11 protein-coding genes are annotated in these 13,923 nt (G+C 68.9%); 3 read left to right on the top strand and 8 right to left on the bottom strand.

What is annotated here, in order from left to right; all coding sequences use genetic code 11:
• The 4 genes from AC1DVT_RS15195 to AC1DVT_RS15210 all read right to left on the bottom strand — a co-directional run.
• The coding region (locus AC1DVT_RS15195; RefSeq protein ID WP_477389855.1) for a DUF255 domain-containing protein at positions 1-462 on the bottom strand (462 nt) is incomplete at its 3' end.
• Between the two features lie 11 nt (positions 463-473).
• The gene (locus AC1DVT_RS15200) at positions 474-1,310 is read right to left on the bottom strand and encodes an aldo/keto reductase (protein WP_477389856.1); all 837 of its coding nucleotides are present in this window, start codon (positions 1,308-1,310) and stop codon (positions 474-476) included.
• Complete coding sequence (locus AC1DVT_RS15205) at positions 1,310-1,771, bottom strand: ArsR/SmtB family transcription factor (protein WP_477389857.1); 462 nt, start codon at positions 1,769-1,771, stop codon at positions 1,310-1,312. Before AC1DVT_RS15205 ends, AC1DVT_RS15200 begins: the two co-directional genes overlap by 1 nt.
• 380 nt (positions 1,772-2,151) lie before the next feature.
• Positions 2,152-2,652 (bottom strand): GyrI-like domain-containing protein, encoded by a 501-nt coding sequence (locus AC1DVT_RS15210; RefSeq protein ID WP_477389858.1) that lies wholly within the window; start codon positions 2,650-2,652, stop codon positions 2,152-2,154.
• 80 nt (positions 2,653-2,732) lie between these two features.
• Between AC1DVT_RS15210 and hrpA the strand changes: the two genes are divergently transcribed.
• The 3 genes from hrpA (at position 2,733) to AC1DVT_RS15225 (ending at position 9,068) form a co-directional block, all read left to right on the top strand.
• Positions 2,733-6,638, top strand: coding sequence for an ATP-dependent RNA helicase HrpA (gene hrpA / locus AC1DVT_RS15215; protein ID WP_477389859.1), 3,906 nt, complete (start codon positions 2,733-2,735; stop codon positions 6,636-6,638).
• A 78-nt stretch (positions 6,639-6,716) separates the two neighbouring features.
• Entirely contained in the window at positions 6,717-7,658 is a 942-nt protein-coding gene (locus AC1DVT_RS15220) for a quinone oxidoreductase family protein (protein WP_477389860.1), read from the top strand.
• 69 nt (positions 7,659-7,727) lie between these two features.
• The gene (locus AC1DVT_RS15225) at positions 7,728-9,068 is read left to right on the top strand and encodes an O-acetylhomoserine aminocarboxypropyltransferase/cysteine synthase family protein (protein WP_477389861.1); all 1,341 of its coding nucleotides are present in this window, start codon (positions 7,728-7,730) and stop codon (positions 9,066-9,068) included.
• A gap of 65 nt (positions 9,069-9,133) precedes the next feature.
• Here the strand turns inward: AC1DVT_RS15225 and mmsB are convergent, their stop codons facing one another.
• The 4 genes from mmsB to AC1DVT_RS15245 all read right to left on the bottom strand — a co-directional run bounded on the left by mmsB (position 9,134) and on the right by AC1DVT_RS15245 (position 13,921).
• Complete coding sequence (gene mmsB, locus AC1DVT_RS15230) at positions 9,134-10,366, bottom strand: multiple monosaccharide ABC transporter permease (protein WP_457101108.1); 1,233 nt, start codon at positions 10,364-10,366, stop codon at positions 9,134-9,136.
• A gap of 22 nt (positions 10,367-10,388) precedes the next feature.
• Entirely contained in the window at positions 10,389-11,918 is a 1,530-nt protein-coding gene (gene mmsA / locus AC1DVT_RS15235; protein ID WP_477389862.1) for a multiple monosaccharide ABC transporter ATP-binding protein, read from the bottom strand.
• Between the two features lie 112 nt (positions 11,919-12,030).
• Entirely contained in the window at positions 12,031-13,104 is a 1,074-nt protein-coding gene (gene chvE / locus AC1DVT_RS15240) for a multiple monosaccharide ABC transporter substrate-binding protein (RefSeq protein WP_477389864.1), read from the bottom strand.
• Positions 13,105-13,201: 97 nt separating this feature from the next.
• Positions 13,202-13,921, bottom strand: coding sequence for an L-ribulose-5-phosphate 4-epimerase (locus tag AC1DVT_RS15245; RefSeq protein ID WP_477389863.1), 720 nt, complete (start codon positions 13,919-13,921; stop codon positions 13,202-13,204).
• Between the last annotated feature and the right edge of the window lie 2 nt (positions 13,922-13,923).

Consider the following 13,923-nt stretch of genomic DNA (forward strand, 5'->3'; position numbering starts at 1 on the left):
GCCTTCGGCGGCGTCGCGCCGGGTGGACCAGGCTTCGTGCACCGCGTCGAGGATCTGCCCGAACGATGGCGACCCGGCCCGCGGTGCCGGYGGAAAGTAGGTGCCGGCGAAGAAGGGTCCGCCGTCGGGGGTGGCGAACACGCTCAGCGGCCAGCCGAGATGCGGAGTGAACGCCGCGGCGGCGGCCATGTACGCGCCATCCACCTCCGGGTGCTCCTCGCGGTCGACCTTGATCGCCACGAAGTCCTGGTTCAGGCGCGCGGCGAGCGCGGCATCCTGGAACGACTCCCGCGCCATCACATGGCACCAGTGGCAGGTCGAATAGCCGATCGACACGAACACCGGCACGTCGCGCCGGCGCGCCTCGGCGAAGGCCTCCTCGCCCCACGGATACCACTCGACCGGGTTGTCGGCGTGGGCCCGCAGGTAGGGGCTCGCGGAGGCGGCCAGGCGCGAGTTCACGGCATCCCCGGTCAGTTGACCTCGTCGGGGTGCGCGCTGACGCGACCCGAGCCGTCGCCGGTGTCGAGCGTGTCGATCGCGGCGACCTGGGCGGCGCTCAGCTCGAAGTCGAAGATGTCGAGGTTCTCCTCGAGCCGTTCGCGGCGCACCGACTTCGGGAACACGATGTTGCCGTGCTGGACGTGCCAGCGCAGCACGACCTGCGCGGGCGTCTTGCCATGGGCGACTGCCGCGGCCGCGACCGGCTGCGTGCCGAACAGGTCGTACTTGCCCTGGCCGAGCGGTCCCCACGCCTCGATCTTCACGCCGTGCGCGGCGGCCCAGTCGGTGATCTCACGCTGCTGATGGGCCGGGTGCAGCTCGATCTGGTCGACGGCCGGGGTCACACCGGTCGCGGCGACGATCTTCTCCAGGTGCGGCACGAGGAAGTTCGACACTCCGATGCTGCGCGCGAGCCCGGCATCCCGCAGCTCGATGAGCTTCTCCCAGGCGTGCAGGTAGTTGTCGCGGGCCGGGGTGGGCCAGTGGACGAGGTAGAGGTCGACCTGGTCGAGACCGAGCTTGTCGAGACTCTCCGCGAGTCCGGCGGCGGGTTCGTCGCCGTCGTGCCGGTCGTTCCACAGCTTCGTCGTGACGAACAGGTCGCCACGGGCGAGGCCGCTCGCTGCGATCGCGGCGCCGACGCCCGTCTCGTTGCCGTAGATCGCCGCGGTGTCGATGTGGCGGTAGCCGACCTCGAGCGCCTCGGCAACCGCGCGTTCGGTGTCATCCGCCGGCACGCGGAACACTCCGTAGCCGAGCTGAGGGATGAGGTGGCCGTCGTTGAGCTGCACGGAGGGAACTGTCATCAGTCCACCCTAGAAGGTGGATAGAGCCCGGCGTCCGGGTCGCTTGCGCGGGGCGGATCAGTCTGCCTGCCTCGGAGGCCACGGCGATAGGGACGCCCGCGCCCTTTGCGTCGAACCGGTCGGTACCGCGGCATCGGCGTGGCGAGCGGATCGCGTTTGGCTTGGGCGTCGGCATCCCACCCGCTGCGCATCCTCCACTTCCTGCGAAGGTCGTTGACCGTGCGCGCAAGGATCGAGATGGCGTCCGGCGTCAGCCGGTACCAGCGGAAGCGCTCCTCTGCTCGGACGTCGACGAACCCGGCGTCGCGCAGCACCCGCAGATGCTTCGACACGGCCGTCCGGCTGATCCGGAACTCAGTGCCGATCACCTCCGCCAGCTGACCCGATGTGTGCTCACCGCTCGCGAGGATGTCGACGATCCTGCGCCGCGCCGGCTCGGCCATGGCTTCGAAAGGATGCATCGTCGGAGGCTATGGCTCCGCCTTTTCGCGGCGGACTCGCGTGCCTCAGCGGTGGGAAAGAACAGGGGGCGCACCGTTGCGGAGGAGAGCGTCGGGCAACTATCCCGAAATGTCGGGCACCTTCGCAAACCTCACTGAACTTCGCGTTCACACGACTGCATCGCCGGACGACCAGGGGACGTCCGGCACCGCACGATCGTCCTGTTCCTCATTGAACTTGGCACTCACAGGGGCCGCACCTGGAGCGCGGCTCAGTTCCGGCTCCACTCGGGCTCCACGCGGGGTCGTGTGAACATGAAGTTCAATGAGCCTGGAGAACATGTCTGAACCTCGACACCCCGGAGGGCCGCGCGGCTCGAAGACGGCCCGACCGGGCAAAATCAGTCCGTGCGCTCGACCGGCCACTGCAGCTCGGTCACCCACTCCTCCTGCGGCAGCGGCGCCGAGACGAGATACACCTCGCGGCACGCCCCCGCGAAGCGATAGCCGTTCTGCTCGATCCACTCGTTCAGCGCCATCCACGAGTCGCCCATGCGCGCCATGACCCCGTGGTGGATGAGCGTCGCGGCGAGCGGCACGGCGTCAAGCGTGACCTCCGTGAACTCACCCGCGCGATCGCCGGGTTCGGCGGGGAACCCGACATGGACAGCTACCGATCCGCTCTCCGACTGCATATCGGTGCCCTCGCCGGTGTAGTAGATCGTCGATGGATCGCGCAGGGGAATGCCGGCGGACTGGAGGGCGGGGATCAGCCGGTCGTAGAGCGGGCCGATCACCGGTCCGATGTTCTCCGGCCCGAATCCGGGCGCCGAGCCGACCACCTCGTGCAGGTGGACAGCAGGAAGCGCCTTCAGCCGCACGGCTGTGCTCGCAGCGGACATGGGGACTTCTCCTTCCAGGGCGGGCCGGCGCCGGTCCATGGTTTACATGATCCTCCCCATGCTCGGTACGATCGAAGGCTATGCCCGCGCCCGAACCCGTGATCTCCTACCCGCCGGAGCTGCCCGTCAGCGCCGCCCGGGACGAGATCGCGCGCGCCATCCGCGACCACCAGGTGGTGATCGTCGCGGGTGCCACCGGATCGGGCAAGACGACCCAGCTGCCGAAGATCTGCCTCCAGCTCGGCCGCACGAACATCGCGCACACGCAGCCGCGCCGGATCGCCGCTCGCTCGATCGCCGAGCGCATCGCCGAGGAGCTCGAGGTGCCACTGGGATCGACGGTCGGCTACAAGGTGCGCTTCACCGACAAAGTGACCGCCGACACCCGCGTCGCGCTGATGACCGACGGCATCCTGCTCAACGAGATCCACCGCGATCGCCTGCTCCGCCGCTACGACACGATCATCGTCGACGAGGCCCACGAGCGTTCGCTGAACGTCGACTTCCTGCTCGGGTATCTGACCCGGATGCTCCCTCAGCGTCCCGACCTCAAGGTGATCATCACGTCGGCGACGATCGATCCGGAGAGCTTCGCGAAGCACTTCGCGGATGCCGCGGGCAACCCCGCCCCGATCATCGAGGTGTCCGGCCGCACCTATCCCGTCGAGATCCGGTATCGCCCGCCGATGACCGAGCAGGCGAGCGAGAAGAAGGGGGCCGCGGAGCCCGACGACGTCGACGCGATCGTGACGGCCTTGCGCGAACTCGATCGCGAGCCCGCCGGCGACGTGCTCGTCTTCCTTCCAGGGGAGGCCGAGATCCGCGACGCGATGGACGCCGTCCGGGGCGCGTACGCGAAGGATGCCGCGCCCACCGAGGTGCTCCCCCTCTACGGGCGACTGAGCTCGGCTGAGCAGCATCGGGTGTTCGAGCGGTCGCAGGTCGCGGGCGTCCGCCGCCGCGTCATCCTTGCGACGAACGTCGCCGAGACGAGCCTGACCGTGCCAGGCATCCGGTACGTCATCGACACCGGCACGGCGCGCATCTCGCGCTACAGCAGCCGCAGCAAGATCCAGCGCCTGCCGATCGAGGCGATCTCGCAGGCGTCGGCGCAGCAGCGCGCGGGGCGAGCGGGGCGCACCGCCCCGGGCATCGCGATCCGGCTGTATGCCGAGGAGGACTTCGACCGACGCTCCGAGTTCACCGAGCCGGAGATCCTGCGCACGAGCCTGGCCGCCGTCATCCTGCAGATGCTCGCACTCGGGTTCGGCGACGTCACGTCGTTCCCGTTCCTCACGCCCCCCGACTCACGCGGGGTCAAAGCCGCGTTCGACCTGCTCCTGGAGATCGGCGCGGTCGAGACCGGCGCACCCCGCCTCACCGATCTCGGCCGCAAGATCTCGCGGCTGCCGATCGACCCGCGGTTCGCCCGCATGCTCATCGAGGCGGAGCGCACCGGCGTGCTGCCTGATGTGCTCGCGATCGTCGCCGGACTGTCGATTCCGGATGTTCGCGAGCGCCCCGAGGAGCGCCGGGAGGAGGCCGACCGCCTGCACGCCCGGTTCACCGACCCCACCAGCGACTTCCTCTCGCTGCTCAATCTGTGGAACCACCTGCAGGAGCAGCAGAGCGCCCTCGGCTCCAGTGCGTTCCGCCGCCTGTGCCGGGCCGAGCATCTGAACTACGTGCGCGTGCGGGAGTGGGCCGATGTGCACCGCCAGCTCGGCAGCCTCGTCGGCCGCCGACGGACGGATGCCGCTGCCGACGGTCCCGCAGCGGATCCGGACGCCATCCACAAGGCGATCCTCTCCGGCCTGCTGTCGCACATCGGGATCATCGACGAGCGCACGACCACCGCCCGTGGCCGGCCCGAGGCCCAGACCCGCAAGTCGGCTCAGGCCAGTCGCGACTACCTCGGAGCCCGCGGGGCCCGCTTCGCGATCTTCCCCGGCTCCGGACTGCGCAAGAAGCCGCCCACCGCGGTCATGGCGGCCGAGCTGGTGGAGACCAGCCGCCTGTTCGCCCGCACGGTCGCGGCGATCGACCCGGAGTGGGCGGAGCCGCTGGCCGGAGACCTCGCCAAGCGCCGGCTGAGCGAGCCGCACTGGTCGAAGAGCTCAGGCGCGGCCGCCGCGTACGAGAAGGTGACCCTGTTCGGCGTCGACATCGTCCCTCGGCGCCGCGTCCAGCTCGCGCGCGTCGACCGTCCGCTCGCCCGGGAGCTGTTCCTGCGTCACGCGCTCGTGGAGGGCGACTGGGACTCCTCGTATCTGGACAAGCGCCTCACCGCCTTCGAGAGACGCAACTTCGAACTGCGCCGCCGGCTGGAGAAAGTCGAGGAGCGTGAGCGTCGGCGCGACATCCTGGTCGGCGACGAGGCGGTGTACTCCTTCTACGACGCCCGCATCCCGCAGGACGTGTTCGACGCGCGCTCGTTCGAGACGTGGTGGCTGGATGCTCAGGCGCGCACGCCGCGCCTGCTCGACATGGCCGAAGCCGACCTCGTCGAGGGTGCGTCGCGCGGCGACGAGCGCGACTTCCCCGCCCGCTGGCTGCAGGACGATCAGGTGCTCTCCCTCGCCTACCGCTTCGAGCCGGGAGCGCCGGACGACGGGGTCACCGCGATCGTGCCGCTCGCCCTGCTGGCCCAGCTGCGCACGGACGGCTTCGACTGGCAGGTGCCCGGGATGCGGGACGAACTCATCGCCGGGCTCATCCGCTCGCTGCCCAAGGCGATCCGCCGTCACGTCGTGCCTGCCGCGGACTGGGCGGCCCGCTTCGCCGGAGAACTCGACGGACAGGGGCCGGAATCGCACGCCGGCCGCCCACCCGCCACGCTGCGCGATGCCCTCGCGGCGCGCATCCAACGCATCGCCAACAGCCCGGTCACCGCGGCGGACTTCGACCTCGACCGCGTGCCGCCGCACCTGCGGATCTCGTTCCGCGCCGTGGATGAGCGCGGCCGCGCCGTCGGCTCGGACCGCGACCTCGCCGTCCTCCAGCAGACGCTCGCCGATCGCGCCAGAGCCTCTGTGGCCAGGTCGCTGACGAAGGCCGAGGCCCCGACAACGCGCCCCGCCCCCCGCCAGGGCCCCACGCCACCCTCCCACCAGGGCTTCGCCGAGCAGTCCGGTCTGACCGACTGGACCTTCGGCGACCTCCCCGCCGTCGTCGACACCCGGGTCGCGGGCGGCGTCGTCCGCGGCTACCCGGCCCTCGTCGACGAGGGGGCCTCGGCGGCACTGCGGATCGAGGCGACCCCCGAGGCCGCGGCATCCGCCACCAGCGCCGGCGTCCGCCGGCTTCTGCTCCTCGCCGTCCCGTCGCCGTCGGCGTACGTGCTCGATCACCTGACCTCGAACGAGAAGCTCGCGCTCGCGGCCTCGCCCTATCCTTCGGCGAAGGCCCTCGTCGAAGATGCCCGCGCGGCTGTCGCGGATGCCGTCATCGCGCGCACCGTCCCGACCGGCGAGGTGCGCACGCGCGCCGAATTCGACCGCGTGCGCGACGCCCTCTCCGCTGTCGTCGTCGACGAGCTCTTCCAGGCGGTGTCGCTGAGCGCACGCATCCTCACGGCCGCGAGAGACGTCGAGCGCACGCTGCGCGGGCAGAACTCGCTCACGCTCCTCGGCGCGCTGAACGACGTCAAGGGCCAGCTCGCCGGCCTCGTCTTCCCCGGCTTCGTCGGGCGCACCGGGCTCGCCCGGCTCGCCCATCTGCCCCGCTACCTCGCCGCCGCCGGCGCGCGTCTCGCCGCCCTCGCGGACAATCCCGGTCGCGATCGGCAGCGGATGACGGAGTTCGAGCGGGCGGCCGTCCTCTTCGCCGAGGCCGGCGGCGTCGTGCCCGTCGCGACGGACGCTCCCCCGCAGCTCGTCCAGGCGCGCTGGCTGCTCGAGGAATACCGGGTGAGCCTGTTCGCGCAGACGCTCGGCACCGCCGAGGCGGTCTCGCTCCCCCGCATCCAAAAGGCGCTGCGCCCCTGAGCACAGCCCTCACCCTGGATGGGCGAGATCTGCCGTCACGTCGGGAATGCCCGCCCGTCGCGGCCAGTTGCGCCCTGCATGGCTGATGCGATCGTTTACACAGAGTTCGGCGGACCCGAGGTCCTGACCCTTTCCCAGATCCCCATTCCCGTTCCCGGAGCGGGCGAGATCGCCCTCCGGGTAGAGGCCGCAGGCGTCAATCCGATCGACTGGAAGCTGCGCAGCGGCCTCCGCCCGAGCGGCCCGATCGTCGAGCCCCGTGGAGTCGGGTCGGACGCCGCCGGCGTCGTGACCGCACTGGGCGACGACGTCGAGGGCTTCCGCGTGGGCGATCCGGTGGTCGTCGTCGGCGCGCAGGGCGCGTATGCCAGCGACATCGTCGTTCCCGCCGCCAAGGCGCACCCGCGGCCCCCGCAGGTCACGGCCGCGCAGGGCGCCGCCGTCGGCGTCCCCGCAGGCACCGCCTACCAGTCGCTGCGTTCGCTCGCCGTGGGCGCGGGAGACACCCTGCTCGTGCACGGCGGCTCGGGCGCGGTCGGCCAGGCCGCGATCCAGTTCGCAGTGCTCTGGGGCGCCACCGTCATCGCCACCGCCTCCCCGCGGCGCTTCGACCGCGTGCGCGCCCTCGGGGCGACCCCCGTCGAGTACGGCGACGGCCTCGAAGACCGCGTCCGCGCCGCCGCCCCGAAGGGAGTGACCGTGATCCTCGACGCGGCAGGCACCGACGACGCGCTCGCCGCCTCGGTGCGACTCCTCGACGACAAGTCCAGGATCGCGACGATCGTGCGCGGACGGGATGCCGCGGGCCTCGGTATCCGTGCGTTCGCGGGCGGCAGCCCTGAACCTCTCACCGCGCAGCAGCTGACGTGGCGCGCCGAGGCGATCCCGGTGACGCTCGCGCTCATCGCGGCAGGCCGGTTCACGATCGAGCTCGGGCCGACGGTGCCGCTCGCGGACGCGCCCGAGGCGCACCGCCTCGTGCAGGAAGGCGTCGACGGCAAGGTCGTGCTCGCTCCCTGATCGCCCCGGGAGAAACACTGCGACACAGCGATTTGCCGCAATCCCAGGGGGGCATGGAACGATGTCGGGATGACCGATTCGTCCACCCCGCCCGCCGACGTCGACGGCGAGGCATCCGCCCCCCTGGGATTCGCCACGCTGCAGGTGCAGGCGGGGTACCGGGCGGGGGTGCCGCAGAACACGGCGATCTCGCCGATCTACCAGTCGAACGCGTATGAGTTCGCCTCGCTGGCAGACGCCCGCGACGTATTCGCGCTCACCAAGCTCGGCAACGTCTACAGCCGAAACGCCAATCCGACCCAGCTCGTGTTCGAGGAGCGCCTGGCGCTGCTCGAAGGCGGCCGCGCCGCGGTGGCCGTCGCCTCCGGCCAGGCCGCCACGGCGGGCGCGATCCTCGCGCTGGCATCGCGGGGTCACCACGTGGTCGCCGCCAAGCAGCTCTACGGCGGCACGGTCGACCTGGTCGCCGACTCGCTCGCCGACTTCGGCATCGATGTCACGTTCGTCGACCAGGACGACGTCGAAGGTTGGCGCGCCGCCGCGCGGCCGGAGACGCGCCTGTTCTTCGCCGAGTCGATCACCAATCCGCTCGCCACTGTGCTCGACATCCGCGCGATCGCCGACGTCGCCCATGAAGTCGGCGTGCCGCTCGTCATCGACAACACCGTGGCGACGCCGTACCTGCTGCGACCGGGCGACTTCGGCGCGGACATCGTGGTGCACTCGGCGACGAAGTACATCGGCGGTCACGGCACGGCCCTGGGCGGCGTGATCGTCGACATCGGCTCGTTCGACTTCGGCGCCGATCCCGCCCGCTGGCCGCAGTTCACGGCGCCCTACCCGCGCTTCGGCGACCTCGTGCTCTGGGAGCGGTTCGGTGCGGAGGGCCTCGCGCTCGCCGTGTACCTCAAGACGAAGTTCGTCCACGACTTCGGGCCCACTCTCTCGGCGTGGGGCTCCTTCCAGTTCCTGCAGGGCCTTGAGACCCTGGATCTGCGGATGCGTCGGCACCATCACCCCGGCCTGGAGTCCAGCCCGTGGCATGCGAACGCGGTACGGTACCTGCCCCGTGGCACGTCGGCCGTCTTCTCGTTCGACCTCGCCTCATCGGGTGACGCCGACCTCGACTGGGTCCGCGTCCAGCAGGTCGTCGACGGCCTCGAGGTGGTCAAGCTCGTGGCCAACATCGGCGACGCGCGCAGCCTGGTAAACCACCCCGCGTCGATGACGCACAGTCACCTCAACGCGGAGCAGCTCGCCGACGCGGGCATCGCACCCACCACGATCCGCCTGTCGATCGGGTTGGAGGAGACTGCCGATGTGATCGCCGACCTGGCGCGTTCACTGGATGTCGCGTTCGCGGCGCACCCGGGTGCTGCGCTCTCCGAACAGCTCTCGTCCGCGGACTGAGCCGAGCCGGTGCAACGAGAAACGCCCCGCCGATTGGCGGGGCGTTTCTCGTAGGTCGCAGCTGCTCAGTTGCCCGAGCGCCGCTTGTTGTAGACATCGAAGGCGACGGCGAGGAGCAGGACGAGGCCCTTGACGGCCTGCTGCCACTCGATGCCGATGCCCATGATCGACATGCCGTTGTTCAGGACACCGATGATCAGACCACCGATGATCGCGCCGCCGATCGTGCCGACACCGCCCTGGACCGCCGCGCCGCCGATGAAGGCCGCCGAGATCGCCTCGAGCTCGAAGCCGTCGCCAGCCTTCGGGCCGGCGAGGTTCAGTCGCGCGGTGAAGATCAGACCGGCCAGAGCCGCCAGCGTGCCCATGTTCACGAACAGCCAGAAGTCCACCCGGCGGGTCTTGATGCCGGAGAGCTCCGCTGCGTGACGGTTGCCGCCGATCGCGTAGATGTGACGGCCGAACACGGTCCGGTTCATCACGATGCCGTAGACCAGCACGAGGATGGCCAGGATGACCAGCGTCACGGGGATGCCCTTGTAGGACGCGAGCGCCCAGGCGAACCAGCCGATGACGAGGGCGATCAGCACGAGCTTGGTGATGAACCACGTGAGCGGCTCGACCTCCTGGCCGTACTTGCTGCGGCCGGAGCGCGTGCGCACCTGCTGAATCACGAACGCCGCGATCGCGAGGCCTCCGATGGCCAGCGTGAACAGGTCGGGGTCGGTGTCGGCGCCGAAGACGTTCGAGATGAAGCCGTTGCCGAGGGCGCGGTACTCGGTCGGGAACGAGCCGATGTTCGCGTTCTGGAGCACGACCAGCGCGAGGCCGCGGAAGATCAGCATGCCCGCGAGGGTCACGATGAAGGCGGGGATCCCGACAAAGGCGACCCAGAAGCCCTGCCATGCGCCGACGAGCGCGCCGATGATGAGCGACAGGATCACCGACAGCCACCAGGGCAGGCCCCACGTGACCGCGAAGACGCCGGAGCAGGCGCCGACGAAGGCCGCGACCGATCCGACCGACAGGTCGATGTGGCCCGCGATGATGACCATCACCATGCCGATGGCCAGAACGAGGATGTAGCCGTTCTGAACGATCAGGTTGGAGATGTTCTGCGGCCGCAGCAGGATGCCGTCGGTCAGGATCGCGAACAGCGCGACGACCGCGATGAGCGCGATGAAGATGCCGTTCTTGCCCAGATCGGCGAGGACGTGGCTCAGCCAGTTGGTGAACTTGTTCTCGGTCGGGTTGATGTTCGCGCCGACCGCGGTGTTGGTGGGGATGTTGTCGGACATGTTCGTGTTCTCCTGGCGCGCGTCAGCGCGGCTTCTCCATGGTCATGAGCTTCAGGACGGTTTCGGGTGTGGCCTCTTCGATCGGCAGCTCGCCGGTGATGCGCCCTTCGGAGAGCGCGTACACCCGGTCTGAGATGCCGAGGAGCTCCGGCAGCTCGGAGGAGATCACGATGATCCCCTTGCCGGATGCCGCGAGCTTGTTGATGAGGGTGTAGATCTCGTACTTCGCACCGACGTCGATCCCGCGGGTCGGCTCGTCGAGGATCAGGACATCGGGGTCCGAGTAGATCCACTTGGCGAGGACGACCTTCTGCTGGTTGCCGCCGGAGAGCTTGCCGGTCTTGACCAGGACGTTCGGGGCCTTGATGTTCAGGTCGCGACGGTACTGGTTCGCGATCTTGAACTCTTCGTTGTCGTCGACGAGCCCGCGCTTGGTGAGCTTGTGCAGCGACGCCATCGAGACGTTGCGCTTGATGTCCTCGATGAGGTTCAGGCCGTAGGACTTGCGGTCCTCCGTGGCGTACGCGATGCCGTTCTCGATCGCCTCCGCCACCGAACGGGTCTTGATCTCCTTGCCGCGCATGAACACCTTGCCGGTGATGCGCGACCCGTAGCTGTGCCCGAACAGGCTCATCGCGAACTCGGTGCGACCCGCGCCCATGAGCCCTGCGATCCCGACGATCTCACCGGCGCGCACGTTGATCGACACGTTGTCGACCATGACGCGGCTGGGATCCTGCGGGTGGTGGGCCGTCCAGTCCTCGACGCGCAGCAGCTCTTCGCCGATGTGCGGCTCGTGGTCGGGATAGCGGTGCTCGAGATCACGGCCGACCATGTCGCGGATGATGCGATCCTCGGTCACGTCGTCCTTGGCGATCGTCTCGATCGTCTTGCCGTCACGGATGACGGTGACGGTGTCGGCGACCTTCTTGATCTCGTTCAGCTTGTGGCTGATGATGATCGACGTGATGCCCTGGGCCTTGAGGCGCAGGATGAGGTCGAGCAGGTGGTCGGAGTCCTCGTCGTTGAGGGCCGCGGTCGGCTCATCGAGGATGAGGAGCTTCACTTCCTTCGAGAGGGCCTTGGCGATCTCGACGAGCTGCTGCTTGCCGACGCCGATCTGCTTGATCGGGGTGGTCGGGTTGTCGCGCAGGCCGACCTGGTCGAGGAGTTTCTGCGCCTCGAAGTTGGTCTTGTTCCAGTCGATGAGACCGAGGGGATTCTTGCGCTCGTTGTTGAGGAAGATGTTCTCGGCGATCGACAGGTGCGGGCTCAGCGCCAGCTCCTGGTGGATGATGACGATGCCCTTGGCCTCACTGTCGGTGAGGTTGCGGAACTGCACCTCCTCGCCTTCGAAGACGATGTCGCCTTCATAGGTGCCGTGGCCGTAGACGCCGGACAGCACCTTCATGAGCGTGGACTTGCCTGCGCCGTTCTCGCCGCAGATGGCGTGGACGGCAYCGCGCTCGACCTCGAAATTGACGTTCGAGAGCGCCTTCACGCCGGGAAATGTCTTGGTGATGCCCCGCATCTCCAGGATGTAGTTGGTCACTTTCTCCGACCTCCTCGTGGGGGACTGACAGTGGGGACGTACACGGGGCGACGGCGGTGAGGGTGGAGTTCCCCCACCGCCGTCGCGCTATCGAGCGGTGAGCTCGGCCGGATTACAGGCCGAGGTCTTCCTTCGACCAGTAGCCGGTGTCGACCAGAGCCGACTCGACGTTGTCCTTGACGACCGGGACCGGTGCGAGCAGGTACGAGGGAACGACCTTGACGTCGTTGTCGTACGTCTCTTCGTCGTTGACCTCGACCTCGTCGCCGTTCAGAACGGCGATGGCCATGCCGGCAGCGACCTTCGCGAGCTCGCGGGTGTCCTTGAAGATCGTCGCGTACTGCTCACCGGAGAGGATCGCCTTGACCGAGTCGACCTCGGCGTCCTGGCCCGAGATGATCGGCCACTCGTCGCCGACGGAGTAGCCGGCGTCGGTGAGCGCCGAGATGATGCCGCGCGAGATGCCATCGTACGGCGACAGCACAGCGTCGACCTTGGTGCCGTCGGAGTAGCTCGAGGTGAGGATGTCCTCCATGCGGCTCTGAGCGGTCTCGCCGTCCCAGCGCAGCGTGGCGGCCTGCTCGATCTCGGTCTGACCCGACTTGACGACCAGCGTGCCGTCCTCGATCAGCGGCTCGAGCACGTCCATGGCGCCGTTGAAGAAGAAGAACGCGTTGTTGTCGTCCAGCGAGCCGGCGAACAGCTCGATGTTGAACGGACCCGCGGGAGCGTCGGCCAGCGGCGCACCCTTGAGGTCGGTCAGGCCGAGGCCGTTGAGCACGGTCCACGCCTGCTGCTGGCCGACGAGGAAGTTGTCGAACGTCGCGTAGTAGTCGACGTTCTCGGTGCCCTTGATCAGGCGGTCGTACGCGATGACGGGGATGTCAGCGTCCGCGGCGGTCTGGAGGACCTCCGAGAGGGTCGTGCCGTCGATCGACGCGACGATGAGGGCCTTGGCGCCCTTGGTGATCATGTTCTCGATCTGCGAGACCTGCGTGGGGATGTCGTCCTCGGCGTACTGCAGGTCGACCTTGTAACCCTCGGACTCGAGCGCTTCCTGAACGGCCTTGCCGTCAGAGATCCAACGCTCCGAGCTCTTGGTCGGCATCGCGACGCCGATCAGGCCGCCATCTGCGCTGTCGCCGGAACCGCTGTCACCCGAGGTGCCCGAGCATGCCGTGAGCATGAGTGCTCCTGCCGCGACTGCGGCGATGAGGAACTTCTTGCCGTTGTTCACTGTGTGTGTCCTTTCATGGACGTCATCGTCTTGGTGGTGCCGATATTCAGTTGTTGCCTCGGGCCACCGGGGCATCCCGGCGGTCGTCGGAGTTCTGCCCGTAGACGTTCTGGTACCGGCTGTAGAGCCGGTCGATCGCGTCCTGCGGGATGGAGATGAGGGGGCCGCCCTGCTTGGCGAAGTGCACGGTGCGGGCGACGTCTTCGCACATGACCGCAGCCTTGACGGCGTCCTTCGCGGTCGCGCCGATCGTGAACGGGCCGTGGTTCTGCATCAGCACGGCGCGGGAGCGGTGCCCGGTGAGCGTCTCGACGATGCCTCGGCCGATCGAGTCGTCGCCGATGATCGCGAACGGGCCGACCGGGATCGGGCCGCCGAACTCGTCCGCCATCGCGGTGATGACGCAGGGGATCTCTTCGCCGCGGGCCGCCCAGGCGACTGCGTAGTCGGAGTGGGTGTGCACGACTCCGCCGACCTCGGGCATGTTGCGGTAGACGTAGGCGTGCGCGGCGGTGTCGCTCGATGGGGTGCGCTCGCTGCCGGGAGTGCCTGGGACGACGTTGCCGTCCAGGTCGCACAGGATCATGTTCTCGGGGGCGAGGTCATCGTACGAGACGCCCGAGGGCTTGATCACGAAGAGGTCGGCGCCGGGCACGCGACCCGAGACGTTGCCGCCGGTCCAGACGACGAGTCCGTAGCGGACGAGTTCGGAGTGCAGCGCGGCCACGTCGGCGCGAACCCGCGCGATGGCGACTTCGGTCTTCACTC

This window comes from Microbacterium sp. P2_F9 (assembly GCF_056403635.1).

Coding starts and splice junctions, on each gene's coding strand:
- AC1DVT_RS15200 (WP_477389856.1), bottom strand. CDS start 1,310: ATGACAGTTCCCTCCGTGCAGCTCAACGACGGCCACCTCATCCCTCAG.
- AC1DVT_RS15205 (WP_477389857.1), bottom strand. CDS start 1,771: ATGCATCCTTTCGAAGCCATGGCCGAGCCGGCGCGGCGCAGGATCGTC.
- AC1DVT_RS15210 (WP_477389858.1), bottom strand. CDS start 2,652: ATGTCCGCTGCGAGCACAGCCGTGCGGCTGAAGGCGCTTCCTGCTGTC.
- hrpA (WP_477389859.1), top strand. CDS start 2,733: ATGCCCGCGCCCGAACCCGTGATCTCCTACCCGCCGGAGCTGCCCGTC.
- AC1DVT_RS15220 (WP_477389860.1), top strand. CDS start 6,717: ATGGCTGATGCGATCGTTTACACAGAGTTCGGCGGACCCGAGGTCCTG.
- AC1DVT_RS15225 (WP_477389861.1), top strand. CDS start 7,728: ATGACCGATTCGTCCACCCCGCCCGCCGACGTCGACGGCGAGGCATCC.
- mmsB (WP_457101108.1), bottom strand. CDS start 10,366: ATGTCCGACAACATCCCCACCAACACCGCGGTCGGCGCGAACATCAAC.
- chvE (WP_477389864.1), bottom strand. CDS start 13,104: ATGCTCACGGCATGCTCGGGCACCTCGGGTGACAGCGGTTCCGGCGAC.